The 22,832-nt window shown below is 65.8% G+C and carries 30 protein-coding genes and 1 pseudogene; 16 read left to right on the top strand and 15 right to left on the bottom strand.

Annotation, left to right across the window (positions count from 1 at the left end; genetic code table 11):
- Nucleotides 1-28: 28 nt before the first annotated feature.
- The gene (gene aqpZ / locus VJV41_RS03140; protein WP_325330987.1) at nucleotides 29-805 is read left to right on the top strand and encodes an aquaporin Z; all 777 of its coding nucleotides are present in this window, start codon (nucleotides 29-31) and stop codon (nucleotides 803-805) included.
- Here aqpZ and VJV41_RS03135 read toward each other — a convergent pair.
- From VJV41_RS03135 to VJV41_RS03125, 3 genes are all read right to left on the bottom strand, one after another.
- The gene (locus tag VJV41_RS03135; protein ID WP_325330985.1) at nucleotides 798-1,355 is read right to left on the bottom strand and encodes a DNA starvation/stationary phase protection protein; all 558 of its coding nucleotides are present in this window, start codon (nucleotides 1,353-1,355) and stop codon (nucleotides 798-800) included. The genes aqpZ and VJV41_RS03135 overlap by 8 nt on opposite strands.
- A 67-nt stretch (nucleotides 1,356-1,422) precedes the next feature.
- Nucleotides 1,423-2,334: a DNA-3-methyladenine glycosylase 2 family protein gene (locus tag VJV41_RS03130; protein ID WP_325330983.1), complete on the bottom strand. Its 912-nt coding sequence runs from the start codon at nucleotides 2,332-2,334 to the stop codon at nucleotides 1,423-1,425.
- 9 nt (nucleotides 2,335-2,343) lie between these two features.
- Nucleotides 2,344-2,784 carry a DUF427 domain-containing protein gene (locus VJV41_RS03125; protein ID WP_325330981.1) on the bottom strand — a complete coding sequence of 147 codons (441 nt, stop codon included), beginning with the start codon at nucleotides 2,782-2,784 and terminating at the stop codon, nucleotides 2,344-2,346.
- Nucleotides 2,785-2,870: 86 nt separating this feature from the next.
- On the opposite strand from VJV41_RS03125, the gene VJV41_RS03120 reads away from it, so the two are divergent.
- Nucleotides 2,871-3,353 (top strand): SRPBCC family protein, encoded by a 483-nt coding sequence (locus tag VJV41_RS03120; RefSeq protein ID WP_325330979.1) that lies wholly within the window; start codon nucleotides 2,871-2,873, stop codon nucleotides 3,351-3,353.
- Here the strand turns inward: VJV41_RS03120 and VJV41_RS03115 are convergent.
- Nucleotides 3,350-4,732, bottom strand: a complete 1,383-nt coding sequence (locus VJV41_RS03115) for an FAD-binding oxidoreductase (RefSeq protein ID WP_325330977.1) — start codon at nucleotides 4,730-4,732, stop codon at nucleotides 3,350-3,352. The two genes, VJV41_RS03120 and VJV41_RS03115, sit on opposite strands and share 4 nt — an antisense overlap.
- Nucleotides 4,733-4,810: 78 nt before the next feature.
- On the opposite strand from VJV41_RS03115, the gene VJV41_RS03110 reads away from it, so the two are divergent.
- The gene (locus VJV41_RS03110) at nucleotides 4,811-5,278 is read left to right on the top strand and encodes a DUF4262 domain-containing protein (RefSeq protein WP_325330975.1); all 468 of its coding nucleotides are present in this window, start codon (nucleotides 4,811-4,813) and stop codon (nucleotides 5,276-5,278) included.
- Nucleotides 5,279-5,336: 58 nt separating this feature from the next.
- Nucleotides 5,337-5,804, top strand: a complete 468-nt coding sequence (locus tag VJV41_RS03105; protein WP_325330973.1) for a DUF4262 domain-containing protein — start codon at nucleotides 5,337-5,339, stop codon at nucleotides 5,802-5,804.
- Here the strand turns inward: VJV41_RS03105 and VJV41_RS03100 are convergent.
- The 4 genes from VJV41_RS03100 to VJV41_RS03085 all read right to left on the bottom strand — a co-directional run bounded on the left by VJV41_RS03100 (nucleotide 5,792) and on the right by VJV41_RS03085 (nucleotide 8,376).
- On the bottom strand, nucleotides 5,792-6,565 hold the full coding sequence (locus VJV41_RS03100; RefSeq protein WP_325331015.1) for a class I SAM-dependent methyltransferase: 774 nt from the start codon (nucleotides 6,563-6,565) through the stop codon (nucleotides 5,792-5,794). The two genes, VJV41_RS03105 and VJV41_RS03100, sit on opposite strands and share 13 nt — an antisense overlap.
- Nucleotides 6,566-6,674: 109 nt before the next feature.
- Nucleotides 6,675-7,712: an NAD-dependent epimerase/dehydratase family protein gene (locus VJV41_RS03095; protein ID WP_325330971.1), complete on the bottom strand. Its 1,038-nt coding sequence runs from the start codon at nucleotides 7,710-7,712 to the stop codon at nucleotides 6,675-6,677.
- Nucleotides 7,682-8,188, bottom strand: coding sequence for a nuclear transport factor 2 family protein (locus tag VJV41_RS03090; protein WP_325330969.1), 507 nt, complete (start codon nucleotides 8,186-8,188; stop codon nucleotides 7,682-7,684). Before VJV41_RS03090 ends, VJV41_RS03095 begins: the two co-directional genes overlap by 31 nt.
- Nucleotides 8,189-8,229: 41 nt before the next feature.
- Entirely contained in the window at nucleotides 8,230-8,376 is a 147-nt protein-coding gene (locus tag VJV41_RS03085) for a hypothetical protein (RefSeq protein ID WP_325330967.1), read from the bottom strand.
- Between the two features lie 68 nt (nucleotides 8,377-8,444).
- Between VJV41_RS03085 and msrB the strand changes: the two genes are divergently transcribed.
- Both msrB and msrA read left to right on the top strand, forming a co-directional pair.
- Complete coding sequence (msrB, locus tag VJV41_RS03080; RefSeq protein WP_325330965.1) at nucleotides 8,445-8,945, top strand: peptide-methionine (R)-S-oxide reductase MsrB; 501 nt, start codon at nucleotides 8,445-8,447, stop codon at nucleotides 8,943-8,945.
- Nucleotides 8,942-9,451: a peptide-methionine (S)-S-oxide reductase MsrA gene (msrA, locus tag VJV41_RS03075; protein ID WP_325330963.1), complete on the top strand. Its 510-nt coding sequence runs from the start codon at nucleotides 8,942-8,944 to the stop codon at nucleotides 9,449-9,451. Before msrB ends, msrA begins: the two co-directional genes overlap by 4 nt.
- On the opposite strand, the gene VJV41_RS03070 is transcribed toward msrA, so the two are convergent.
- Nucleotides 9,448-10,800, bottom strand: a complete 1,353-nt coding sequence (locus VJV41_RS03070; RefSeq protein WP_325330961.1) for a cytochrome P450 — start codon at nucleotides 10,798-10,800, stop codon at nucleotides 9,448-9,450. The two genes, msrA and VJV41_RS03070, sit on opposite strands and share 4 nt — an antisense overlap.
- Nucleotides 10,801-10,907: 107 nt before the next feature.
- Between VJV41_RS03070 and VJV41_RS03065 the strand changes: the two genes are divergently transcribed.
- Nucleotides 10,908-11,510, top strand: coding sequence for a TetR/AcrR family transcriptional regulator (locus VJV41_RS03065; RefSeq protein WP_325330959.1), 603 nt, complete (start codon nucleotides 10,908-10,910; stop codon nucleotides 11,508-11,510).
- Here the strand turns inward: VJV41_RS03065 and VJV41_RS03060 are convergent.
- Nucleotides 11,507-12,076 (bottom strand): TetR/AcrR family transcriptional regulator, encoded by a 570-nt coding sequence (locus VJV41_RS03060; RefSeq protein ID WP_325330957.1) that lies wholly within the window; start codon nucleotides 12,074-12,076, stop codon nucleotides 11,507-11,509. The two genes, VJV41_RS03065 and VJV41_RS03060, sit on opposite strands and share 4 nt — an antisense overlap.
- 54 nt (nucleotides 12,077-12,130) lie before the next feature.
- On the opposite strand from VJV41_RS03060, the gene VJV41_RS03055 reads away from it, so the two are divergent.
- Both VJV41_RS03055 and VJV41_RS03050 read left to right on the top strand, forming a co-directional pair.
- Nucleotides 12,131-12,778: a class I SAM-dependent methyltransferase gene (locus VJV41_RS03055; RefSeq protein ID WP_325330955.1), complete on the top strand. Its 648-nt coding sequence runs from the start codon at nucleotides 12,131-12,133 to the stop codon at nucleotides 12,776-12,778.
- Between the two features lie 57 nt (nucleotides 12,779-12,835).
- Nucleotides 12,836-14,164, top strand: a complete 1,329-nt coding sequence (locus tag VJV41_RS03050) for a cytochrome P450 (protein ID WP_325330954.1) — start codon at nucleotides 12,836-12,838, stop codon at nucleotides 14,162-14,164.
- Here VJV41_RS03050 and VJV41_RS03045 read toward each other — a convergent pair.
- Genes VJV41_RS03045 through VJV41_RS03035 form a run of 3 tightly spaced genes read right to left on the bottom strand, consistent with a single transcriptional unit; the run spans nucleotide 14,161 to nucleotide 17,166 of the window.
- Entirely contained in the window at nucleotides 14,161-15,231 is a 1,071-nt protein-coding gene (locus VJV41_RS03045; protein WP_325330952.1) for a prenyltransferase, read from the bottom strand. The two genes, VJV41_RS03050 and VJV41_RS03045, sit on opposite strands and share 4 nt — an antisense overlap.
- Nucleotides 15,218-15,949 (bottom strand): class I SAM-dependent methyltransferase, encoded by a 732-nt coding sequence (locus VJV41_RS03040; RefSeq protein WP_325330950.1) that lies wholly within the window; start codon nucleotides 15,947-15,949, stop codon nucleotides 15,218-15,220. Before VJV41_RS03040 ends, VJV41_RS03045 begins: the two co-directional genes overlap by 14 nt.
- Nucleotides 15,943-17,166, bottom strand: a complete 1,224-nt coding sequence (locus VJV41_RS03035; RefSeq protein ID WP_325330948.1) for a glycosyltransferase family 4 protein — start codon at nucleotides 17,164-17,166, stop codon at nucleotides 15,943-15,945. The genes VJV41_RS03040 and VJV41_RS03035 overlap by 7 nt, the downstream gene beginning before the upstream one ends.
- Before the next feature lie 223 nt (nucleotides 17,167-17,389).
- On the opposite strand from VJV41_RS03035, the gene VJV41_RS03030 reads away from it, so the two are divergent.
- Nucleotides 17,390-17,779: a DUF3224 domain-containing protein gene (locus VJV41_RS03030; protein WP_325330946.1), complete on the top strand. Its 390-nt coding sequence runs from the start codon at nucleotides 17,390-17,392 to the stop codon at nucleotides 17,777-17,779.
- A gap of 2 nt (nucleotides 17,780-17,781) precedes the next feature.
- Here VJV41_RS03030 and VJV41_RS03025 read toward each other — a convergent pair whose 3' ends face one another.
- A complete protein-coding gene (locus VJV41_RS03025) occupies nucleotides 17,782-18,237 on the bottom strand; it encodes a PPOX class F420-dependent oxidoreductase (RefSeq protein ID WP_325330944.1) in 456 nt (151 codons plus the stop codon).
- Nucleotides 18,238-18,263: 26 nt separating this feature from the next.
- Here VJV41_RS03025 and VJV41_RS03020 point away from each other — a divergent pair, with 26 nt between their 5' ends.
- The 3 genes from VJV41_RS03020 (at nucleotide 18,264) to VJV41_RS03010 (ending at nucleotide 19,855) form a co-directional block, all read left to right on the top strand.
- Nucleotides 18,264-18,746: a flavin reductase family protein gene (locus VJV41_RS03020; RefSeq protein ID WP_325330942.1), complete on the top strand. Its 483-nt coding sequence runs from the start codon at nucleotides 18,264-18,266 to the stop codon at nucleotides 18,744-18,746.
- A 57-nt stretch (nucleotides 18,747-18,803) separates the two neighbouring features.
- A complete protein-coding gene (locus VJV41_RS03015; protein ID WP_325330940.1) occupies nucleotides 18,804-19,094 on the top strand; it encodes a hypothetical protein in 291 nt (96 codons plus the stop codon).
- Between the two features lie 128 nt (nucleotides 19,095-19,222).
- The gene (locus VJV41_RS03010) at nucleotides 19,223-19,855 is read left to right on the top strand and encodes an FMN-binding negative transcriptional regulator (protein ID WP_325331013.1); all 633 of its coding nucleotides are present in this window, start codon (nucleotides 19,223-19,225) and stop codon (nucleotides 19,853-19,855) included.
- Here VJV41_RS03010 and VJV41_RS03005 read toward each other — a convergent pair.
- Nucleotides 19,795-20,328, bottom strand: a complete 534-nt coding sequence (locus VJV41_RS03005) for a hypothetical protein (protein ID WP_325330938.1) — start codon at nucleotides 20,326-20,328, stop codon at nucleotides 19,795-19,797. The two genes, VJV41_RS03010 and VJV41_RS03005, sit on opposite strands and share 61 nt — an antisense overlap.
- A 69-nt stretch (nucleotides 20,329-20,397) precedes the next feature.
- Between VJV41_RS03005 and VJV41_RS03000 the strand changes: the two genes are divergently transcribed.
- From VJV41_RS03000 to VJV41_RS02990, 3 genes and pseudogenes are all read left to right on the top strand, one after another.
- Nucleotides 20,398-21,780 carry an acyl-CoA dehydrogenase family protein gene (locus VJV41_RS03000; RefSeq protein ID WP_325330936.1) on the top strand — a complete coding sequence of 461 codons (1,383 nt, stop codon included), beginning with the start codon at nucleotides 20,398-20,400 and terminating at the stop codon, nucleotides 21,778-21,780.
- Between the two features lie 12 nt (nucleotides 21,781-21,792).
- Nucleotides 21,793-22,623, top strand: a complete 831-nt coding sequence (locus VJV41_RS02995; RefSeq protein WP_325330934.1) for a DUF427 domain-containing protein — start codon at nucleotides 21,793-21,795, stop codon at nucleotides 22,621-22,623.
- Nucleotides 22,620-22,796 (top strand): annotated as a pseudogene (locus tag VJV41_RS02990) (isocitrate lyase/phosphoenolpyruvate mutase family protein); the annotation flags it as partial. The gene VJV41_RS02995 and the pseudogene VJV41_RS02990, both read left to right, overlap by 4 nt.
- Nucleotides 22,797-22,832: the final 36 nt, after the last annotated feature.

The following is a 22,832-nucleotide window of genomic DNA, read 5'->3' as shown; positions in this document are numbered from 1 at the left end:
GGCGTCACATCGGACGAAGGAGTCGCGCATGCGCGAGCCGACGATGCTGCACCGACTGGCGGCGGAATTCATCGGAACGTTCTGGTTGGTTCTCGGCGGGTGTGGCAGCGCGGTGTTCGCCGCCAAGTTCACGTCAGGCGACACATCGCTGGGTATCGGGTTCCTCGGTGTCTCACTGGCATTCGGCCTGACGGTGCTCACCGGTGTGTACGCATTCGGCACGATCTCCGGCGGCCACTTCAACCCCGCTGTCACGCTGGGCGCGGCACTGGCACGTCGCGTTGAGTGGAAAGCGTTGCCCGCCTACTGGATTACGCAGGTGATCGGCGGACTCGTGGCAGGCGGAGCGATCTGGGTGATCGCCAAAGGGCGGGAAGGCTGGCCGGGTCGGCACGGCAATATGGCCGCCAACGGATTCGGCGAACATTCTCCCGGTGGTTTCTCACTGTGGGCAGTGATCATCGCGGAGGTGGTACTGACCGGCATTTTCCTGTTGGTCATCCTGGGCTCAACCGACGACCGTGCTCCAAAAGGATTCGCCGGCTTGGCGATTGGCCTCACCCTGACCTTGATCCACCTGATCTCGATCCCGATCTCCAACACTTCGGTCAACCCTGCGCGGTCTACCGGCGTCGCGTTCTTCAACGGCAACGGCGCACCGGCTCAGCTGTGGGTGTTCTGGCTGGCGCCGCTGTTGGGAGCGGCGATCGCGGGCATCGCCTACCCATACCTGTTCGGCCGCAACGAAGAACTGGCCGACCGGCCGGTGCGCGACGATGCCTTGGAGGAGTCCCCTACTACTTGACCGATGCCTTCTTCTTGGCCTTGCTGGCGGCGGCCCGCTCGGTCTTGGCGCCCGCGCTGGCCAGCAGCCCGCCGGCGTTCTCCAGATGGGCTCGCACGAACCACTGGAACTTCTCCAGTTCGCCGGCGTGGCCGATGATCATGTCCTGCGACACCAGGTCCAGGTCTTCGAGCGTCTCGATGCACTTGCGGGTGTCCTCGATCACGCCGGTGTAGACCAGGTCGAGGGCCGCAAGATGCGCCTGCACGGTGTCGCGTTCGACGGAGTAGTCGTCCCAGGTGCGGTCCTTGATGATCGCGCCCGGCGTGCCCTGCGGCGATTTCCCAAGCGCCGCAATGCGCTCGGCCACCTCATCGGCATAACCGCGCACCAGTTCGACCTGCGGGTCGATCATCTCGTGCACGCCGATGAAGTTGGGGCCGACGACGTTCCAATGCACGTGCTTGAGCGTCAGGTGCAGATCGTTGTACGTGCTGAGCTGCTTTTGCAGCAGGTCGGCAATCTTGTTGCCATCCTTCTCCGACAAGCCGGGGATCGTGAACTCAGTCATCCATAGCTCCTTCGCATGATCGACTGTCCTGCGACGTGTACCCACGCGCCCAGATCAGTAATCGCGGCTAGAGCGCACGCAGATTCGGAATTGCTTGACGAGCTGCGCGCCGCGGCGCATGCGCCGCTCCGGTGACTTCCAACAAGCGCACGGCACGGTGACGGTGTGGCCGCAGCGGCTCGAGCAGCTCGATCATTGCCGCATCGTCGATGGGATGGCCCAACAGCCGCCAGCCGACCATTTTCGCCAGGTGGAAGTCGCCGACGGACGGCGCGTCCGCGTCACCGAATGCGCGCTGCGCAGTTTCGGCCGCGGTCCACTCCCCGACCCCCGGCAGCGACATCAGCGCCTTCCGCGCCTGCTCCGGCGTCCTGGCAGCCAGCCGCTCCAGCGATTCCGCCCGCTGCGCGCAGCCGACGATCGTGCGGGCCCGGCCCGGATCGACGTTGGCACGATGAAACTCCCACGACGGAATGCGCCGCCACACGTCGGCCGCTGGGGGCACCCGCATGTGCGCCGGCGCGGGCCCTGGAGCCGGTGACCCGAACTTGGTCACCAGCCTGCGCCACGCGCGGCGCGCATCCATTCCATAGACCCGCTGCTCGAGGACGGCCGGGATCAGTGCTTCGAGTACGCGGTTCGTCCGGCCCAGCCGCAGATGTGGAACGCGTTCATGCGCGGCGGCAATGGTCGGCTCGTCGGGGGCGAATCCGGATACGTCGTCGTCGACGCCCAATTGAGCGGGCAGCGTTTCGACGAATTCGGTTGCGCCGTTACCCCATGCCTCGCAGTCGACGATGTTGGGCGCCGACTTCGTGATGCGCGCGGTCACCGATCCGCTGCTCATCAGGCTGGTGCGCCAGATCGCGCCGTCGGGCGCATCGTGGTAGCACGGGTCTCCGCGGCCGCGGCCCAGCGGCGACAGGGTCAAGCCGGGGCTGGCAGGCCCGTCGAAGACGAGGCTGGCCGAACTGTGCACCTGGCCAGGCTATGCGGTGTCGAACCCCGGTCGTCCCCCTGCCCTTCGGGCGGGTGGTGCCCCCAACGCTCCTGCCCGCGCGACGGCGATGTCCGCTTTGTCCGGATAGAACGCGACGTGTCCGGCGATCTGGCCGACCGCGGGGTACGGCTGGTCGTAGGTCCAGATCGCGTCGTCGACGGTGTCGCCGGCGGCCGTGACGACGTGGTAATAGCTGGCCTCACCCTTGTACGGGCAGTACGTCTCGGTGTCGCTGGGCTTCAACCGGTCGGCCACCACATCGCTCAAAGGGATGTACTGCACCGCAGGAGAGGTTGACTCCTGCAACGTCAACGCGTTGTCGGTGTCGGCCACCACCTCGCCGTTGACCTTCACGGTTACGTGCTTGCCGGTGGGTTGGACGGTGATCGGATGGGCCTCGGTGGGCTCGAGTACGGGGCGGTTAGTCATGGCTGGTCTCCTGACGAACGTGTCTCTTTGGGGCAACATGCCGAGACCCATCAATTCTTCCCGCCGGCCCACATACGATCGCCGGCATGACTGATTCGGGCGCCGCCTCAGCGCAGGCCGAGGTGAGGATCAATGCCGACCCCGAGACGGTGTACCGCCTGATCACCGATCTACCCACCTTGGCGTCTCTGGCCGAGGAAGCCCAGGCCATGAAATGGCGCAAAGGCGATGCTGCGCAGCCAGGCGCGGTGTTCAAGGGACACAACCGCAACGGCTTCTACCGGTGGAGCACGACGTGCATGGTTACCGACGCCGAGCCGGGATGCGCGTTCGCGTTCGACGTCACCTATCTCGGTGTGCCCGTGGCGCGGTGGCGCTACGACATCATCGCCCTGAACGGCACAGCCGATGGCGGATGCCGCGTGACCGAGCGGACGTGGGATCGACGTCCCGGCTGGTTCAGCAAGACGGCGTGGGTCGGCACCGGCGTCAAGGACCGCGACACGGCGAACGCCGAGCACATCAAGCTGACCTTGCAGCGGCTGAAGGAGAAGGCCGAAGCGGTCTAGTGCGGTCGGCCCGCGATCCGGTCGGCGACGACGGCGATCGGTGACGTCGTTCGGTGTCCGCGCGCTTCGTGCCAGTCGGCGGCCTTGTACGCCAAATACATTCCGCGCACACCGAGCCAGCGCAATGGCTCCGGCTCCCAGTTGCGTGAGCGGTGGCCCACCCAGGGCAGCTCTGTCAGCGGGCTGCGGCGGTCGAGGACCAGGTCTGCCAGCGTGCGGCCGGCGAGGTTGGTGGCCGTGACGCCGTGGCCGACGTATCCACCGGCCCACCCAAGGCCGGTCGCCTTGTCGAGCACGATGCTGGCCGACCAGTCGCGCGGCACGGCCAGCACCCCACACCAACCGTGGGCGATCGGGATTTTTCGCACCTGCGGCAGGATGCTGTGCAGCGTCGCAGTCAGATGCTTGATCGTGCGCTCGGGCACGCGCCCGTCGAGGTCGGTGCGTGAGCCGAATCGGTACGGCACGCTGCGGCCGCCGATGGCGATGCGATCGTCGGCGGTGCGCTGCGCGTAGAAGAAGCCGTGCGCGGTGTCGCCGAGGGTCTCGCAACCGGTCCAGCCGATGGACTCCCACACGTCGTCGGGTATCGGCTCGGTGGCGATCATCGAGCTGTTCATCGGCAGCCAGCGCCGCCGCAGCCCCGGCAGCGATGCCGTGAAGCCTTCCGTCGCGCGCAGCACGATCGGTGCCGTGACGGTGCCGATCGTCGTGGTCACCCGTCCTGCTTCGATCTTGACGGCCGGTGTCATCTCATAGATGTCGACGCCGAGCCGCTCGACGGCATCGGCAAGGCCGCGGACCAGCTGGGCGGGCTGCACCCGAGCGCAGTGCGGGGTGTGATAAGCCGACACCACGCCGTCAAGCTGGATACGTTGTGCAGCTTCGTCTTTCGTCAGCGGCGCGATGCCGTCGATCTTCCACTTCAGTTCTTCGTCGATCTCGGCGGCCAGTCTTGTCGCCTGTGCGGGGTTGCGGGCGATCTGCATGGTCCCGCCCTTGACGATGCCGGCGTCGATGCCTTCGTGCGCCGCCACGTCGATGACCTCGTCGACCGAGTCGTTGAGCGCTCGCTGCCACGACAGCACGCGATCGCGGCCATAACGCTCGGCCATTCGGTTGCGGTCACCCGGCACCAGCCCGGACAGCCAGCCGCCGTTGCGGCCCGATGCGCCGAACCCGGCGAAACGCTCCTCGAGCACCGCTATGCGCAGCGACGGGTCGGCCCGCTTGAGGTAGTAGGCGGTCCACAGCCCGGTGTATCCGGCGCCGACGATGCACACGTCGGCGTGCCGGGTTCCTGGCAGCGGCGGGCGAGGGGACGGGTACTTGACGAACCAGTTCGAGACGCGACCGTTGACCAGACCTGCTGTGGACACCGTCCGATTCTGGCAGGGCCGGGTACTTGTCGGACCACTGGTGCAGGCTGGCCGCAACTACGACAAAGGAAGGGCATCATGTGCTGGCAGTGCGACAACCCTGATCGCACCATCAACGACTACTTCGACGAGGTGCGGGAGACGATTCGCAAACACGGATGGATGGTGCAGTACGTCGAAAGTGACCGCACCCCATTCGCATACACGATCGGACTTCACGACTGGGGGCATCCCGAACTGTTGATCACCGCCGTCTCCCCTCAGCGGGCTACCCGACTTCTGAACACGGTCGCCCGCGATGCCGTGTCCGGCAAGAGCGTGCTCCCGGGCCAGCAGATCAAGGTGCCTTCTGGCCCACTGATCGAGATAGTCGAGATGGGCCACCCCGACGCGCATCTGAATTTTGCAGTCGCGTTGGGCGGTCCCGACATTCGGGCGCTACAGCTCGTGTGGGCCGACGGTCGTGGGCGCTGGCCGTGGTCCGCCGCGTTTTGCGACGGTCGACGACGACAGCCGGTGCTCGGTGTGCGATCGAAGGTTGCCTGACCGAACCTGTCGGACCACCGGCGCAAGCTGGCCCCAACTACGACAGGAAGGTGCGGTCATGTGCTGGCAGTGCGACAACCCCCACGGCACCACCGAGGAGTATCTCGATGAACTCCGCGCGACCATCCGAATACACGGATGGGCGGTTCAGGGCGTTGAAGACGACCGACGTCCGTATGCGTACACGATCGGGCTCCACGACCGCGGTCTACCGGAGCTGTTGGTGACGGGCCTATCTCCGGAGCGGGCGGCACACCTTCTGAATGATGTCGCCGCGGCCGCCGTGGGCGGTCGCATTCTCACGCCCGGCGCGCACATCGCCGAAGGCGCCGGGACGCTCCTCGAGATCGTCGAGGTGGAGCATCCCGATGCGCACATGACATTTGCAGTAGCACTTGGCGGCCCGGGCATTCGGGCGCTACAGCTCGTGTGGGCCGATGACCGTGGCCGCTGGCCGTGGGCCGCGGGTTGGGGCCATGGACGGCGTCGGCAACCCGTGCTTGGCGCGCGGGCTCAGAAGGCGTAGCGGTGGTACTGCGCCATGTAGCGCAGCGCGGGCAGGACCTTCATTGCCCGTAGCGTGGCGCGGTAATACCAGGGCACCTCCGCGAAGCCGTCGACCTCGATCGCCGACACCCAGGCGAGCAGCCGCACCCCGGGTACAGCCTCAAGGATGTCCTCGGGTCCGTCGATGCCCCAATACAGCGTGGCGCCCGAGCGCCGCACCACCGTGTTGGTCCACTGCGATTTGATGCCTATCCGGTTGAAGGCGTCGAATTGCAGTTCCCCCAAAGGGAATCGGTCAACGATTCGACGCAACAGTGCGACGCCGTCGGATTGGGTGAGGTACATGGTCAGGCCCTCGCCGATGGCTAGCACGGGACGATCGACGGGGATGTCGTTGAGCCAGGCCGGGTCGGTGACCGATGCCGAGACGACGTGGTAGTGGTCGCGCGCCGGGTACATCTGGCGGCGGATGTCTGCCACGTCGGGGTAGTCGACGTCGTACCAGTCGATACCGGGGCCCGGGTCCAATCGAAAGTAGCGCGCGTCGAGCCCGCAGCCCATGTGGAGCACAACGGCCTCAGGATGGACGGTCAGGAACTGGCGGGCCCACCTGTCGAAGTGTGCGCTGCGGGTGGTGACCGCCGCTGAGTTCGTCGCGTTGATCGCCGTCCGTTTCCAGTCGTAGTCGATTCGGTCGACGATGTCCTTGGCGTAGCGGTCGCCAAGGATCGGCTTTTCCAAATCGGCATCGACTGCTTTGGCGTAGAACGTGGCCAGCATTGTCTGCGGCGCACCGGACAGGTCGACGTGAAGTTTCTCGGTCACGTCACCGAGGCTAATCACGCTTGGGGCGCCGACGCTATTCACTGAACACCGCTCGGCGCGCCGTTCAGCTGCCGGACTTGCTCTTTCGTTTGGCGTCGCGCAGGCTGACCCAGAACTTCGCAGCCTCACGGATGGACTCCTCGACCGGCCTTGGCTCCCAGCTCAATTCGCGGGCAGCCTTGCTGCAGTCCACCGGCGCCTCGGCGCGCATGAGTCGCAGCGAGCCGAGCGACAACCGCTCATCGGTGCCCCGCAGCTTCGCCTTGATGCTGCCCGCCGCAGCGAGCGCGTACGACACCGGAAGCGGAATTGACTTGGTAGGAGCCGGAACTCCGGCCGCTTCAGCCGCGATGCGGACGACCTCGGCGTTGCTGATCATCTTCTCCGAGATCAGGTAGCGCTCGCCGACGCGGCCGTGTTCGGCGGCCAGAATCATTGCGCGCGCCGCGTCGTCGACGCCGACGGCCTCCAGCTCGATGCGCCGCATCACGAACGGCAGCTTGCCGAACGCCGCTCCGGCGATGATCGCGCCGTGCGGGGTGCGGCCCCAGTCGCCGCCGCCGTATGTCGTCGACACGCACATCGCGACGGCAGGCAAGCCATGCTCCCTCGCGTACTGCAACACGATGTTCTCGGCCTGTACCCGCGACCGCACATACGGCGTCAGCCCGCGGTCGTTGATCACGTCGTCTTCGCTTGCAACGTGTTCACGACGGCGCCCGACCGTCACGTAGCTGCTGGTGTAGATGAACCGATGCAGCCCAGCATCTTTCGCGACCTCGAGCACGTTGCGGGTGCCGTCCACGTTGGTGCGAAACAGCGGAGCCGGGTCGGACAGCCAGCCGCGGGCGTCGACGACGCAGTAGTAGACGTCGTCAACGCCGGCCATCGCCTCGCGCAGGGTTTCGTCGTCCCAGATGTCGCCGAGGAACCGCTTGACGGGTAGATCGTCGATGCCGACGGTCATCGCGTTCGGCCGCACCATCGCGCGAACCTCGTGCCCATTGGCAACGAGCTGTCGTGTCACATGCGAGCCGAGAAAACCATTGGCGCCGATGACCAGTTTCGGCTTCACTTGGCGCCTCCGAATTGCTTCATCCATGCCGCCGCCTCATCGGGAAGCGTGCCGAGCTCCCGCGCCTTGCGGCACCACTTCATCGTCGTGGACACGAACCGCAGCGGGTTGTAGATATCCTCCTGGCGGCACCACAGCCCGTCGCCGGCGTAGGTGACGATCGAGATGTTGGTGGCGCTGATGATCGTGCCGTCACCAGGGTCGCGCATCGGGTTGTCCAGTTCGCAGATGATGCGGCCGGTCGACTCGTCGATCACCGACCACAGCGACGGGAACGAGGTCATGTAGCTGCCCGGGAAGCTCTCCATCGTCTTCCAGATCCAGGTACGTACCTCTTCGCGGCCGTTCATGGTGCCCGCCGCATGCTCGACGTAGGTGACATCGGGGGTGTACTGCTCGACCCAGGGATCCCAGTCGCGGGTCGCAGCGGCGCGGTCGACCGTCGCCTCGAACTTCTCGAACGCCGCGGCCAGCTCGTCGCGGGTGAACGTCTTGCTCGTCACCGGAAAACTAGAACACGTTCTACCCGCGTTTGTCGAGGGTGCTACTCGATGCTGAGCACCTGCCGGTCGGCGAGCGGGCTGTGCAGCGGCACCTCGACCGTGCCGAAAACGGCGAGCGCGATGCAGATCCGGCCGACGGCTTCGGGCGGAGCGATCGTCGGCTCGGCGAAGGCCGCCGGAGCGCTCAATCCGGCGACCAAGACGCCGGCCGCAAGGCAGGAACTAATAGGGCACCGCACAGGGTTATACAAGCACTATGGCGATGCAATACAACGAGAACCCGGAGCCGCTCGGCCGGCGACATTCAGCACAAGCGGCGGTCGATGCGTTGTCGCCGGAGCAGTATCACGTGACGCAGGAGAACGGCACCGAGCGGCCGTTCACCGGCGAGTACTGGGACAACCACGAGCCGGGCATCTACGTCGACGTCGTATCGGGCGAGCCACTGTTCGCCTCGGTCGACAAATTCGAGAGCGGAACCGGCTGGCCGAGCTTCACCAAGCCGATCGACGCCGCGAACGTTGTCGAGAAGCGCGACCTTTCGCACCTGATGATCCGCACCGAAGTGCGTTCCGCCCACGGCGACAGCCACCTCGGGCATGTGTTCAACGACGGTCCGCGGACACACGGCGGGCTGCGCTACTGCATCAACTCGGCGGCGCTGCGGTTTATCCACCTCGACGACCTCGAGGCGCAAGGATATGGGGAATACAAGGCCTTGTTCACGAAGGCGGCCATGAAGGAGGAACAAGCGTGACCGAATACAAGAAGGCGATCCTGGCCGGCGGCTGCTTCTGGGGCATGCAGGACCTGATCCGTAAGCAGCCCGGGGTGGTATCCACCCGCGTCGGCTACACCGGCGGTGAGAACGCGAATGCGACCTACCGCAATCACCCCGGCCACGCCGAGGCGATTGAGATCGCTTACGACCCGTCGCAGACGGACTATCGCGCGCTGCTGGAGTTCTTCTTCCAGATCCACGACCCGACGACCAAGAACCGCCAGGGCAACGACGTCGGCACCAGCTACCGGTCGGCGATCTTCTACGTCGACGACGAGCAGAAGCGCATCGCGCTGGACACCATCGCCGACGTCGACGCCTCGGGGTTGTGGCCGGGCACGGTGGTCACCGAAGTGACGCCCGCAAGCGACTTCTGGGATGCCGAGCCCGAGCACCAGGACTACCTGCAGCGCTACCCGACCGGCTACACCTGCCACTTCCCTCGGCCGGGCTGGAAGTTGCCGCGGCGGGCGGCGGTCTAGGCGGCCGTCGTCGGGCGGCGGTGCAGGGTAACGAGACCGCCGTCCCTCGGCGTGTAGGCGATGCCGCGGAAGTGCGCCTTCTCTTCCGGGGCGTCGTCCGTCTCAATGGTGAAGTGCCGCAACACTGTTCGCAGCACCACATCCATCTCGGTGTTGGCGAAGGCAGCGCCGATGCACCGGCGTGTTCCGCCTCCGAAGGGCACCCAAGCGAAGGCGGGTGGTCTCTTGCCGACGAACCGGTACGGATCGAACCGCTCGGGATTCGGGAAGAATTCCGGGTTGTTGTGGAGGTCGGCCAGGCTCACCACGATGGTGTAGCCGTGCGGGATGCGCCACTCACCCAGATCGAAATGCGGGGCAGCGACGTGGCGGCCGGCGAAGTCGATGACTGTGCGGTTGCGCTGCAACTCGAGGATGGTGGCCTGGCGGAAGTCGCTGCCCCCTTCGTCGTTTTCCGTCACCAATTCGGCCACGACGTCGGGGTGGCGGCGCAGCCGCTCGAACGCCCAGCCGAGTGTGGAGGCCGTGGTTTCGTGTCCGGCGCCGAGCAGCGTCAGCAGTTCGTCGGAGACGTCCTGACGCGACATCGCGGAACCGTCCTCGTATCGGCTACGTAGCAGTAGCGCCAAAATGTCGGTGCGCTCGTCGAGCTTCGGATCCGCCTTCGCCTTGTCGATCAGCGTGAACACGGTGCGATCGAAATTGCGGCGGAACTCCGCCAACCGGCCCCACGGGGTGTAGCGCCCCATTGTGACCGGCGGTTCGGGCAGGGTGGCCATTCGCGAACCCAACTTCGCCCATGGCGGGATGATCTCCCTGAGATAGTCGAGCTCGATCCCGTCCGCTCCGAAGACGGTACGCAGGATCACGTTCAGGGTGATCCGGTTCATCGGCTCGAGCGTCCGAAACTCCTTGCCCTCGGGCCAATTTGCGCTCTCGCGCAGTGTTTCCTCTTCGATGACTTTTTCGTAGTTCTTTATGCTCTGGCCGTGAAACGGCGGCGCGAGTAACTTTCGGCGGTTGCGGTGCTCGGTGCCGTCGAGCGCGAACACCGAGCCCGGCCCGAAGACCCTGCTGAGGTTGGGCTGGACGTTCATCAGGTCGTCGGTGCTCGCCAGGAACACCTGCCGCACCAACGTCGGGTCGGACATCATCACGGTGCGGCCGAAGAACGGGACGTTGATGGCGAACACCTTGCCGTAGCGCTTGATGGCGGTCCGCATCATCCACCGCCGGAAGCCAGCGAAAGCAACTCCCTGGACGACCTTGGGGAAGGGCACAGCCGGGGGCGGCTTATGCGGACCTGGCGTCGAGGGTGCTTCTACATTGACAACCGCTGCGTCAGTCATTGGTGCATCACTCCCAGCCGTTTGTCTGGTACCACCATGTACCAGGGATGTGTGTAGTACGGTACCGGGTGGTACCAGTACCGCGCAAGGGGCTTTCAGGAGGCGAAATGACGACAGCGCTCGACAAAGCTGCGTCCGTCGACGACGCCTTCCGTAACCGGTTGCTCGACGGGCTGGCCGCCTCGATCGGCGAGCGCGGCTATCGCGACACCACCGTCGCCGATATCGTGCGCCACGCCCGAACGTCAAAGCGCACCTTCTACGAGCAGTTCGCCAGCAAGGAAGAGTGCCTGATCGAACTGCTGCGCAGAAACAACGAAGACCTGATCGCCGGCATCCAGGCCCGCGTCGACCCGGAAGCAGACTGGCAAGAACAGATCCATCAGGCCGCCGTCGCCTACGTCGATCACATCGAAGCGCGCCCTGCGATCACATTGAGTTGGATCCGCGAGGCGCCGGCGCTGGGCGCCGCAGCCCAGCCGCTGCATCGGCTGGCCATGGAACACCTCACCGACATGCTCGTCGACCTCACCGACAGCCCGGGGTTCCGGCGCGCGGATCTGTCGCCGATCTCCCGTCCGCTCGCGCTGATCCTGCTGGGCGGGTTACGGGAACTGACAGCGCTTTTCGTCGAGGACGGGCGGGATGTGCGGGGCATCATCGAATCCGCGGTGACGGCTGCGTCGGCGATTCTCGGGCCAGGGGCCTAACGCAGAATCAGTCGCGCCGACTTCTCCAACCGCTGCGCAATATCGACATACGAGGCGTAGCCCATCCCGGCCCGGACGAGCGCGCCCGAGTAGAGCATTTCCAGTGAGTCGATGACATCCGGGTCGGTGTCGGGTCCGAGTGCGGCGGTCAGCCGATCGCGGATGTCGCGGCCGATGCGCAGGCGCAACACGTCCACGTCGGGGTCCTTGCCCAGCAGGGCGTTGGTCACCGCGCACGCGAACTCCGGCTCGTCCGCGACCAACAGCGCGATGTGCTGCAGCACCTCGATCACGCGCGCGGCCGGGTCGTCGGATTCGTGTGCGGCGGGCGGCGATGCGGCGAGCCTGCGCCAGAACACCTCTGCGACGAGATGCTCCTTTGAGGAGAAGTACGTGTAGGCGGTCGCGGCCCCGACGCCCGCCTCGGCGGCCACGCGACGCACGGTCAGGCCGGCGAAGCCCTCACGACCTAGGAGGTCGACCGCGGCTCGGCCCAGTCGGTCAACGGTGTCGGCTTGTTTGGCGGTCAGACGGCGCCGAGTCGACTCCAAGGCCGGATCGGACACATGTCCGGACGCTACTACAACCATGTATGACCAGCAACGGTAAGTTGGACGACGATGAGCCACGCAGACGAACTTTTCGCGCTCGCCGAACAGGTCACCGGGTTCATGCCCGCCGACGAAGGACGTGCGCTGCACGACGTAGCCGTCAAGTATCTGGGCGACGGCGTAGGCGTCGAGATCGGCACCTACTGCGGCAAGTCCACTGTGCTGCTTGGCGCGGCGGCCCAGCAGACCGGGGGCGTGGTCTACACCATCGACCATCATCACGGCTCCGAAGAGCACCAGCCGGGTTGGGAGTATCACGACACGTCGCTGGTCGACCCCGTCACGGGCCGTTTCGACACTCTGCCGACGCTCCGTCACACGCTCGACGCCGCGGCTCTGGAGGATCACGTGGTCGCGATCGTCGGCAAGTCGCCGGTCGTCGCGCGCGGGTGGCGAACGCCGTTGCGGCTGTTGTTCATTGACGGCGGCCACACCGAAGAGGCCGCGCAAAGAGACTTCGACGGGTGGGCCAAGTGGGTCGATGTCGGTGGTGCGCTCATCATCCACGACGTCTTCCCGGACCCCGCCGACGGCGGGCAGGCGCCGTACCACATCTATCGTCGCGCGCTGGCCACCGGCGACTTTCGCGAAGTGTTTTCCCAGGGGTCGATGCGCGTGCTGGAACGGATGTCGGGCGTGCCCGGCCAGGAGTTGTAAGAAGCGACACTTTCCGTGCATTGACTCGACGTCTCGCCCGGCTATCGTCGCCGCGCCATGACCACAATTGAGCGCGAGCCGTCGACGGCCGTCGTGAAGCTGCCTCCAGGCCCGCGCCTCCCCCGGGCGGTTCAAGGCGTGGTGGCGTTGGCCGACCGAAGAATCGCCTTGCAGATCATGCGCCGCCGCTACGGCTCGGCGTTCTCGATAGATCTGCCGATCTTCGGAAAGATGGTTGTCCTCAGTGATCCCAACCATATTCGCCAACTATTCAAGGCCGCTCCGCACATCGCAGACACGACCGACGCCAATCTCGGCCGAGTCATGGGACCGAATTCGATGTTCGCGCTGTCGGGTGACCGACACCGCGCCCACCGCAAGCTACTGACGCCGCCATTCACCGGACGACGGCTCGCCGCCTTCGAGACGATCATCGAAAGCGAAGCGGTCGACGAGTTCGCGACGTGGCCGCAGGATCAAACCTTCGCGACGATGCCCGCGATGATGAGTATCACTCTCAACGTCATATTGCGCGCGGTGTTCGGGGCCGAGGGCCAGGAGCTGCAGCGTCTGCGGCAAGTACTTCCGCCTGGGATCAAACTCGGCTCGAAGCTCGCGCTGATTCCTGTGCCGCAATGGGATTGGGGACGGTGGAGTCCGTGGGGCCGGTTCCTCCAGTACCGTCGTGAATACGACGCGATCGTCGACCGGCTGATCGACAAGGCTCGGGCCGACCCTGACCTGGATGCACGAAACGATGTGCTGGCCTTGATGCTGCGGAGCCGCTACGAGGACGGTTCACCGATGTCGCGCGGCGACATCGGTGACGAGCTGATCACCATGCTGGCGGCCGGTCACGAGACGACCGCCACCACGCTGGCTTGGTCGGTCGAGCGCCTGCAGAGACACCCGGAGCTGCTTGACCGACTCGTCGCCGACCTCGACGGCGGATCCGAGGAACTGCTGAACGCCACCATCTTCGAGATCCTGCGCACCCGGCCCGTCATCGACACGACGTTCCGGCAGGTGAAGGTCCCTGCGCTGCAGATAGGTCCGTGGACTGTGCCGCAGGGACACACGATCGTCGCCAGCATAGGGCTGCTTCACGCCGACGAATCCGTGTTCTACGACGCTCGCCGCTTCGATCCCGATCGCTTCATGTCGCAACGCCCAGATCCCACGGAATGGATCCCGTACGGCGGCGGTGTCCGCCGCTGCATAGGGGCGGCGTTCGCCACCATGGAGATCCGCGTCGTATTGCGAACCTTGTTGCGCAACTACGCCATCAGTCCTTCGAACGCTCGCGACGAAGGCTGGCAATCACGCGGGGTGGCTATCGCACCCTCCCGTGGAGCGCGGGCGCGCGTCCGACGCCGACGCGGTTAGCGGTCGCTCGTCGCGCACGCGCAGTCGTACTCACCCTCCAGGCCGCGCGGCAGGTCGGCGCCTCGGAAGATTCCGCTCGCGGCAGTCGTGGACGAAAGCGCGTCGGCGGCAAGGATCATCGCCGCGCCCGTCCACGTCGTCCGTTCTTCGGGCCACCGCTTGCCGTCCGCGAATACCAGCCCGGTCCAGTACGAACCGTCGTGCTCGCGCAGGTGGTGCATGGCCGCGAACTGCTCATGCGCGCGGACGGAATCGCCAATGGCATCCAATGCCATTACCAGTTCACAGGTTTCGGCACCCGTCACCCATGGCCGGTCGTCGACGCATCGGATACCGAGCCCGTCGACGACGAAGTCACTCCAGCGCTCGTCGATACGCTCTCGCGCCGCCGCACCGCGGAGCGCGCCGCCGAGCACCGGGTAGTACCACTCCATCGACCAACGATCCTTGGTGACGAAGGCCTCGGGGTGGTGGGCGATTGCGTGGCCGAGCTGACCGACCGCGACCTCCCACTCGGGCTGGGTGTCGTCGAAGTAGTCCGCCAGCGCCAGCGCGCATCGAATGCTGTGATAGATACTGGCACACCCGGTCAGCAGGGCATCCGGCTCTGGTCCGGACGGGCTTGCCGCCCAAGCGATTTCCCCGCTACTGCGCTGCAGGCTAAGCACGAAGTCGATGGCCTTGCTGACGACCGGCCACATGGTTTCGGCGAACCTGCGATCGCCGGTGATCAGCACGTGGTGCCATACACCGGTGGCGATGTAGGCACAGAAGTTGCTGTCACTGTTGGCGTCCTCGATGACGCCGTTGCGCAACTGGATCGGCCATGACCCGTCGGGGCGCTGGGCCCTGCGGCACCAGTCGAACGCCGCACGCGCCGGCTCCATCAGACCGGCGGCCGTCAGCGCCATCGCGTTCTCGACGTGATCCCAGGGGTCGGTATGCCCACCCTCGAACCACGGGATCGCACCGGAGGATTCCTGTGTTGCCGCAATCGACTGCGCTGTCTGACGACATTGTGCCGGCGTGAGCACGCCGGGCAGGCCGGGAACATCAGGAGCCAGCAACAGACACCACCGGCTTTTCGAAGTACAGCGCCACACTCTTACCGATCACCGGATTCAACAGCGACTCCGATGTGCGGGTGATCCACGGCTGGCTCACCATGTCCCACACCAGCAGTTTGTGATACGCCTTGACGGCCGGATGCGCGGAATTCGATGTGCCGACAAGGCATTTCAGCCACCAGAACGGCGAATGCAAAGCGTGCGCGTAATGGCTGTGAGTCCACCGCAGGCCGTGCGCGCGGACCTTGTCGCGTAGCTCGTCGGCCCGGTAGATGCGGATGTGGCCGCCCTCGTTCGCGTGGTATTCGTCCGATAACGCCCAGCACACCCGCTCGGGCAGCCACCGCGGAACCGTGATCGCCAGTGAGCCACCGGGTTTGAGCACGCGGACCAATTCGCCGATCGCCCGGTCGTCCTCCGGGACGTGTTCGAGGATTTCGGAGGCGATCACGCAGTCGAAGGAGGCGTCGGCGTACGGCAGCTCCAACGCGTCACCCTTGACCGCCTCGGCCTTGGCCGATTCCGGTACCTCACCCTGCTTCTTCATGGCCTGCAGGATCTCGTCGACGTCGTTCAGATCGGCCGCGTTCTGGTCGAAGGCGATCACGTCGGCGCCGCGCCGGTACGCCTCGAAGCTGTGCCTGCCAGCGCCGCAGCCCACGTCGATCACCTTGGTGCCTGCACCGACACCGAGCTTGTCGAAGTCGACGGTCAGCACGCGATTGCCCGTTCGTAGACCGCAACGGTCTGCGCCGCAACGGATTCCCAGCTGAACACGTCGAGCGCGCGCCGGCGACCGTTGGCACCGAGGCGACCCAGTTCGGCTGGCGAGTCCAGGAGTTCGCCCAGCACCCGGGTCAGCTCGTCGACGTCGGCCGGCCGCACCAACCGGGCGCATTCGCCGTCGGCGCCGACGACCTCCGGCAGCGCCCCTGCGCGGCTTGCCACAATCGGCGTGCCACTGGCCATCGCCTCGACGGCCGGCAGTGAGAACCCCTCGTAGAGCGAAGGGATACAAGCGATTTCGGCCGATGCCAGCAAGTCCGCCAGCTCGGAGTCGGACAACCCGCTGGAGCTATGCACGATGTCCGAGATGCCCAGTTCGGCGATGAGCTTTTCCGTCGGGCCGTTGGATTCGAGCTTGGCGACGAGCTGCACATCGAGGTTGCGCTCGACCCGCAACCGCGCGACCGCATGCAGCATGTGGCTGATGCCCTTCAACGGCACGTCGGCGCTGGCGATCGCGATGATCCGGCCGCGGACTCGCCGCTCGGCGGGCTTGAACAACGCGGTGTCCACACCCAGCGGCACCACGTGCAGTTGGCTGGACGCCACGCCGAAGTCCTCGGCGATATCGGCGGCCGACGTCGACGAGACGGTCAGCAGCTCGGGGATCTGGCGGGCCACCTTCTTCTGCATCTCGGCGAACCCGTACCAGCGGCGCACCAACGGCTTTCTCCACCACCGTGCCGCCTCCACGTCGAGCACTCGATCGCGAGTGATCGGATGGTGCACGGTCGCGACCACCGGCAGACCCGATTCGGCGATCTCGAGCAGGCCGGTGCCGAGGCACTGGTTGTCGTGGACGACGTCGAAGTCGGCGCGGCGCTCGGCCAGCACACGCGCCGCGCGCAGGCTGAAGGTCCGCGGTTCGGGAAAGCCCGCCGTCCACGTCGTCAGCAGTTCGAGCAGATCGATACTGGTCTTGATCTCGCTGGGCCACGGAATGCGGAACGGGTCCGGCTCGCGGTACAGATCGAGGCTTGGCACCTTGGTCAGCCGCACCCGTGGGTCGAGCACCTCGGGGTAGGGCTGCCCGGAGAAGACCTCGACATCGTGGCCGAGTTCGACGAGGCCGCGGCTCAGGTGACGGACGTAGACGCCCTGCCCGCCGCAATGGGTCTTGCTCCGATAGGACAACAACGCTATGCGCATGCTCAGCTCAAGACTATGCGCGCTAGCGGACGGATCCGGGGCCGGTGAACTGGATAAATCGTGTCACGCAAAGACTCCGAACCCTCTGGACATGTGTCCAGACTATAGTTTGACGTGCTATCGGACGCAACGCGGCCACTCTGCTCTGACTACCACAGGCACACCCGGTCGTGCTGGTCGGCCTGCCGATTCTTCAGTGCGGTGACCGGGTATCCACGGTGCTATGAGCAGACACATCGAGGCCCGCTTTGAAATCGGGAGTTGGGACGAGACGCCGTTCGAGGACGGCAGTGATGCGACGAAGTTGACCGAGGCGCTCGTCGCAAAGCGGTACGAAGGTGACATCAAAGGCACCTCCACGACCAAATGGCTGCTGACGTACATGCCCGACAAAAGCGCGCTGTTTGTCGGCATCGAGCACATCACAGGAACGGTCGGTGGTTTGGACGGCGGTCTGGTGCTGTTGCATGACGGCGAGTACCGCGACGGCGTCGCGGCGGCCGAACTCCGGGTGGCGGCCGGCACGGGCGAGTTGGCCAAGGTGGCGGGCACCGGGAAGTTCCGCGCCGATCCCGCGGGATCGATGACGCTTGACCTGGACGGCGGCTGGTAGCGCTATTGCGGAGGGAAGCCGCCGGTTGCCACCGGGCCCCATCGCCGCGGGGTGATGCGGATCAGGCACTTGCCTTGGTCGACCATCGCCTGCCGGTACTCCGACCAGTCCGGATGCTCACCCGCGATGGACCGGTAGTAGTCGACCAACGGCTCGACGGCATCGGGCAGTTCGACGACTTCGGCGTCACCGTCGACTTGTACGTACGCGCCGTTGAATTCGTCGGACAGCACGGTGACGCTGGCTTGCGACGTACGCCGGACGTTGGCCGACTTGGCGCGCTGCGGATAACTGGAGATCACGATGCGTCCGGCGTCGTCGACCCCGCCCGTCACTGGAGAGCTCTGCAACGAGCCGTCGGACCGAAATGTGGTGAGCACCATGTGATGTCGCGGACGGACGAACTCGAGTAATTCGGGTAGCGCGACAGTATCTGCAGTGGCGTACTTTCGGGCCATGCCTCAACCCTAGCGATCGGACGACGATGGAAGCCTTCGAGAAACTAGTCTCGCTGCTCGACTATCCGATGTATGTCGTCACCACGCGTGCCGACGACGAATCGGCCGGCTGCCTCGTCGGGTTCACCAGCCAGGTGAGCATCGGGCCGCCCCGCTTTCTGGTGGGCCTGTCGGAGCGCAACCACACCTATCGCGTGGCTCAGCATGCCAGCCATCTTGCGGTTCATCTGGTGCCGCGGCGCCATTGCGAGCTCGCCCGGTTGTTCGGCAGCGAAACCGGTGATCGGACAGACAAGTTCGCTCGCTGCGAGTGGCGCTCCGGGCCGCACGGGATGCCGATCCTCGCCGACGCGGCCGGGTGGTTCGTCGGTGAGGTGTTGAGCCGCTATGACATGGGTGACCACATCGGGCACCTGCTCGAACCCGTCGACGGCAGCGCACCGGAGATGTTCGAGCAGCTCGTCACATTCTCCGACGTCCGCGATCTGGATCCCGGCCACGAGGCATGACTGCAATCCGCCGTTCCGACTGCGCTACTTGTCGGTGGGTGGCTTCATCGTTGTTACATGACGACTACCAAAGATCAGATCATCGGGGCGCTCGAGGCGGTTGAATCCGGCTATCGGGCGCTTTCCGTGTTGCCGTTCGAGGCGCTGTCGCGCGCAGATAGATATGCGCTTCTCGAGCGGCTGGAAACATTCGACAAGGCGTCGGCCGGAGTCAGTCGACGGCTGATCGGACGGCTCCTTGCCGAAGCGGACCCGGCTTCACCAGCAGATGCGTTGTCCAGACGGCTGCGGATTTCGCCCGGCGAAGCGCAACGACGGATAGCAGAGGTCGAGCGCCCGTCGGCTTAACCTACGACCAGAGGAAGACGAGGGACCGTAGAGCCACCGCAAGTACCGGGCTTTTCGCGGCCGTCATCGATTGTTGACGCTCTCCAGAGGAACATGTCCCTTGGTGCCGGCCCTAGGCTTGAGTGACGATGTACATACCCGGGAAGTTCGCGCGATCCGACGACGAAACGCGCGCCGCATTGACCCGGGCTGGGTTCGCCCATCTCGTCACGCACGACTCGACGGGCTTGATCGTCACGCCGCTGCCGCTCATCTACGACGGGAACTCGCTCCTCGGCCATGTCGCCCGCGCCAACCCCCACTGGCATGCCGACGGCGCCGAGTCAGTCGCGATCTTCTCCGGCCCGCACGCCTACATCTCACCGAACCTGTATGCGACCAAGGCCGACACCGGCAAGGTCGTGCCCACCTGGAACTACGAGGTGCTGCACGCGTACGGCCGGCTGGTTGTGCACGACGATCCCGACTGGGTGCTCAATCTCGTCACCGCACTGACGAATCACCATGAGAAGCACAGGGATCAGCCCTGGCAGGTGACTGACGCACCCGAGAACTACACCCGCTCGCAGCTACGGGCGATTGTCGGCGTCGAACTCCTCATCGATCGCGTCGAAGGCAAGGCGAAGATGTCCCAGAACCAACCCGAGCGCAACAGGGCCGGCGTCGTTGCGGGCCTCAAAGCATCCGACGCGCCGCTCGATCAGCTCGTCGGCGATCGGGTGGCCGAACTCGGCAGCACGAACGCGAACGGCCTCGGATAGCCCAACCCGATCAGCCGCGATCGCCGCACGTCGTTCAGATCGACCGACCGGACCTCCCCCGAGGACGGCTCGTAGCACTCGAAATCGTCGCCAGCCACCCCGACGATCAGCACCCAGTGCCGGGGAATGAACCGGCCGATCAACATCGCGACCGGCCAGCCCGCCTCGACCGCGTCCACCACATCGACCAGCTTGTCCCGCCGGCCGCGGAACGGCCGCCATCGATACCGGACTCCCCGCGCGGCGGCGTGCGCATTCAATGCCCGCTCCAGTCCACTCGGGGTCGTGCCCAGCCTGCGCGGCCAGATCCGGTTCACCTCCGCATGCACCCGGGCCTGCTCGCTTGCAAACCATTCGGTACTCGACAGCCGATACTGAACTCTCGGATCCAGCAGAGCGCCTGCCACCACCGCGACGGTCGGCCCGCAGCTGACCCCATCGCGCTGCCGCAGATGAAGGCCCGCGAGTTTCACCCCCCAAGTCTGCACTCGACTGCGCGGCGCGTGTTTCGCAATCGGCCCAGGCGGCTAATCGAAGGATCGATGGCGTTCAACATCACTCCCACCGCCGCACAGCACGACCTCGCGCGGCGCACGCACGAGTTCGCCGAGCAGTGCGTCCGCCCCGTAGCGGCCGAGTACGACCTGCGCCAGGAGTTCCCGTGGCCGGTGCTCGAGGACGCCGCCGAACGTGGCTTTTACGGCCCGCTGTTCTACCGCGACCTGATCGGCGACCCCACCGGACTGTCCTTGCCGATGTTCATGGAAGAGCTCTTCTGGGGCTGCGCAGGCATCGGCCTTGCCGTCGTGATGCCCGCCCTCGCCCTCTCGGCCATCGGTCAGGCCGCATCGCCCGAGCAGATGCTGCAGTGGGCACCCGAATGCTTCGGCACCCCAGGCGATCTCAAGCTCGCCGCGCTGGCCATCTCCGAACCTGAGGGCGGCAGCGACGTGCGCAATCTGCGCACCAGGGCCCGCCGCGACGGCGACGACTGGATCATCGACGGCCACAAGATGTTCATCGGCAACGGCGGCATCGCCAACGTGCACGTCGTCAACGCGGTCGTCGACGAGGAACTCGGCCACAGGGGACAGGCCCTATTCATCGTGCCCGGCGGCACTCCCGGACTGGAGATGGTCCGCAAGCTGGACAAGATGGGCTGCCGCGCGTCGCACACCGCAGAGCTGAAGTTCAACAACGTCCGCGTGCCCGGGGACCACCTGCTCGGCGGACAAGAGAAGCTCGAACACAAACTCGCCAAGGCTCGCGAGGCGATCGAAGGCGGACAGCGCTCCGGCTCAGCAACCATGGGCACCTTCGAGCAGACCCGACCCATGGTTGCCGCCCAGGCACTCGGAATCGCCAGGGCCGCACTCGAATACGTCACTGAATACGCCAACCGTCGCACTGCGTTCGGCGCGCCGATCATCGACAACCAGGGCATCGCGTTCCCGCTGGCCGACCTGGCCACCGCCATCGACGCCGCCCGACTGCTCACCTGGCGGGCATCCTGGATGGCCGCATCGGGTGTGCCGTTCGAACGCGGTGAAGGGTCGATGTCGAAGCTGGCCGCCAGCGAGGTCGCCGTCAAGACCACCGAGCGGGCCATCCAAACCATGGGCGGCTGGGGCTACATCAAAGACCATCCGGTCGAGAAGTGGTACCGAGATGCCAAGCTCTACACCATCTTTGAAGGCACCAGCGAGATCCAGCGCATCGTCATCTCCAATGCGCTCGGCGCCGCAGACGGCAAGCCACCGCTGCACGTCGACCTCGATCCGACCGGCGGCCCGCTGAACAAGATGTTCGGCCGCGGCACCGAGTTGCGCACGCGGGCGGCCAGTGCCGCGCTTTCCGCTAAGGATCGCGTGCCTGGCCCGATAATGCGAGTGGCGATGAACGTATTGCGCCCGCCCCGCAAGTGAAAGGGGTCCGCGATGGGCGTCAGGATGATGGACCTGCTCAGCGGCAGTCTCGAAACCCTCCGTTATGAGCCGACGGCCAAAAGAATCCGCGTTTCCCTTGGCGGCGAGCCGGTCGCCGACACTTGCGAGGCTCGGCTTGTCTGGGAGCCGCGTCGCGTCGTACCCACATACGCCGTCCCGCGGGCCTCCCTGCGGGCACAACTCGTCCCGGCCGGTGCCGAGTCCGGTGCCGACGAGGACGTCGGTGTGCGGCTGCCCGCGATCAGCTCCCGGCCCATCCTCGATCCGACGGTTCCGTTCGACGCGCACTCGTGCTCCGGCACCGCATACGATGTCATCGCGGGCGAAGACACCGGCGCCGCCGCGGCGTTCCAGCCTGACGACCCCGACCTGTCCGACTACGTCATCCTCGAATTCAACGCGTTCGAATGGCGCGAGGAGGACGTACCGATCGTCAGCCACCCCCATGACCCGTTCACCCGCATCGACGTGCTGCGCAGTAGCCGCCAGGTTCGGGTCGAGTCGGACGGCCGGGTCTTGGCCGAATCGTCGCGGCCCATGCTGCTCTTCGAAACACTGCTGCCGGTGCGGTTCTACCTGCCACGCGAAGATGTCGCCGTGCGCCTCGAACCCAGCGACACAGCGACCTACTGCGCATACAAGGGCCGGGCCTCCTACTTCTCGGTACCCGACGGTCCGCGGGACGTCGCATGGACCTACCACGAGCCGCTGCACGACGCCGAGCCCGTCCGCGACCGGATCTGCTTCTTCGACGAACGCCTCGACATGATCGTGGACGGCAAGCGCCGCGACCGGCCTGTCACGCCGTGGAGCGACGGATGACGTTCAAAGACTTGCACTTTGGCGAGCTGCCGCTTCTTTTGCCCAATGCGTGGGATGTGCCTTCGGCACTCGCTTTGCTCGAATGCGGCTTCGCCGCCATCGGCACGACGAGCTTCGGGGTGGCCTCCAGCCTCGGCCGGCCCGACGGCGACCGCGCCACCAGAGATGCCAACGAGTAGCCCGAGGTCTGGCGCCGCTCGGCGATTGAG

Source organism: Mycobacterium sp., assembly GCF_035274705.1.
In the GTDB taxonomy this organism is placed as follows: domain Bacteria; phylum Actinomycetota; class Actinomycetes; order Mycobacteriales; family Mycobacteriaceae; genus Mycobacterium.
The sequence above is the reverse complement of the archived record's forward strand: the minus strand, read 5'-3'. Positions and strand labels throughout refer to the sequence as shown.

Coding starts and splice junctions, on each gene's coding strand:
- msrB (WP_325330965.1), top strand. CDS start 8,445: ATGGCGATGCAATACAACGAGAACCCGGAGCCGCTCGGCCGGCGACAT.
- VJV41_RS03015 (WP_325330940.1), top strand. CDS start 18,804: ATGACGACTACCAAAGATCAGATCATCGGGGCGCTCGAGGCGGTTGAA.
- VJV41_RS03135 (WP_325330985.1), bottom strand. CDS start 1,355: ATGACTGAGTTCACGATCCCCGGCTTGTCGGAGAAGGATGGCAACAAG.
- VJV41_RS03020 (WP_325330942.1), top strand. CDS start 18,264: ATGGAAGCCTTCGAGAAACTAGTCTCGCTGCTCGACTATCCGATGTAT.
- VJV41_RS03110 (WP_325330975.1), top strand. CDS start 4,811: ATGTGCTGGCAGTGCGACAACCCTGATCGCACCATCAACGACTACTTC.
- VJV41_RS03095 (WP_325330971.1), bottom strand. CDS start 7,712: ATGGATGAAGCAATTCGGAGGCGCCAAGTGAAGCCGAAACTGGTCATC.
- VJV41_RS03010 (WP_325331013.1), top strand. CDS start 19,223: ATGTACATACCCGGGAAGTTCGCGCGATCCGACGACGAAACGCGCGCC.
- VJV41_RS03025 (WP_325330944.1), bottom strand. CDS start 18,237: ATGGCCCGAAAGTACGCCACTGCAGATACTGTCGCGCTACCCGAATTA.
- VJV41_RS03035 (WP_325330948.1), bottom strand. CDS start 17,166: ATGCGCATAGCGTTGTTGTCCTATCGGAGCAAGACCCATTGCGGCGGG.
- VJV41_RS03050 (WP_325330954.1), top strand. CDS start 12,836: ATGACCACAATTGAGCGCGAGCCGTCGACGGCCGTCGTGAAGCTGCCT.
- VJV41_RS03100 (WP_325331015.1), bottom strand. CDS start 6,565: ATGCTGGCCACGTTCTACGCCAAAGCAGTCGATGCCGATTTGGAAAAG.
- VJV41_RS03000 (WP_325330936.1), top strand. CDS start 20,398: ATGGCGTTCAACATCACTCCCACCGCCGCACAGCACGACCTCGCGCGG.
- VJV41_RS03030 (WP_325330946.1), top strand. CDS start 17,390: ATGAGCAGACACATCGAGGCCCGCTTTGAAATCGGGAGTTGGGACGAG.
- VJV41_RS03055 (WP_325330955.1), top strand. CDS start 12,131: ATGAGCCACGCAGACGAACTTTTCGCGCTCGCCGAACAGGTCACCGGG.
- VJV41_RS03125 (WP_325330981.1), bottom strand. CDS start 2,784: ATGACTAACCGCCCCGTACTCGAGCCCACCGAGGCCCATCCGATCACC.
- VJV41_RS03120 (WP_325330979.1), top strand. CDS start 2,871: ATGACTGATTCGGGCGCCGCCTCAGCGCAGGCCGAGGTGAGGATCAAT.
- aqpZ (WP_325330987.1), top strand. CDS start 29: ATGCGCGAGCCGACGATGCTGCACCGACTGGCGGCGGAATTCATCGGA.
- VJV41_RS03070 (WP_325330961.1), bottom strand. CDS start 10,800: ATGACTGACGCAGCGGTTGTCAATGTAGAAGCACCCTCGACGCCAGGT.
- VJV41_RS02995 (WP_325330934.1), top strand. CDS start 21,793: ATGGGCGTCAGGATGATGGACCTGCTCAGCGGCAGTCTCGAAACCCTC.
- VJV41_RS03105 (WP_325330973.1), top strand. CDS start 5,337: ATGTGCTGGCAGTGCGACAACCCCCACGGCACCACCGAGGAGTATCTC.
- VJV41_RS03065 (WP_325330959.1), top strand. CDS start 10,908: ATGACGACAGCGCTCGACAAAGCTGCGTCCGTCGACGACGCCTTCCGT.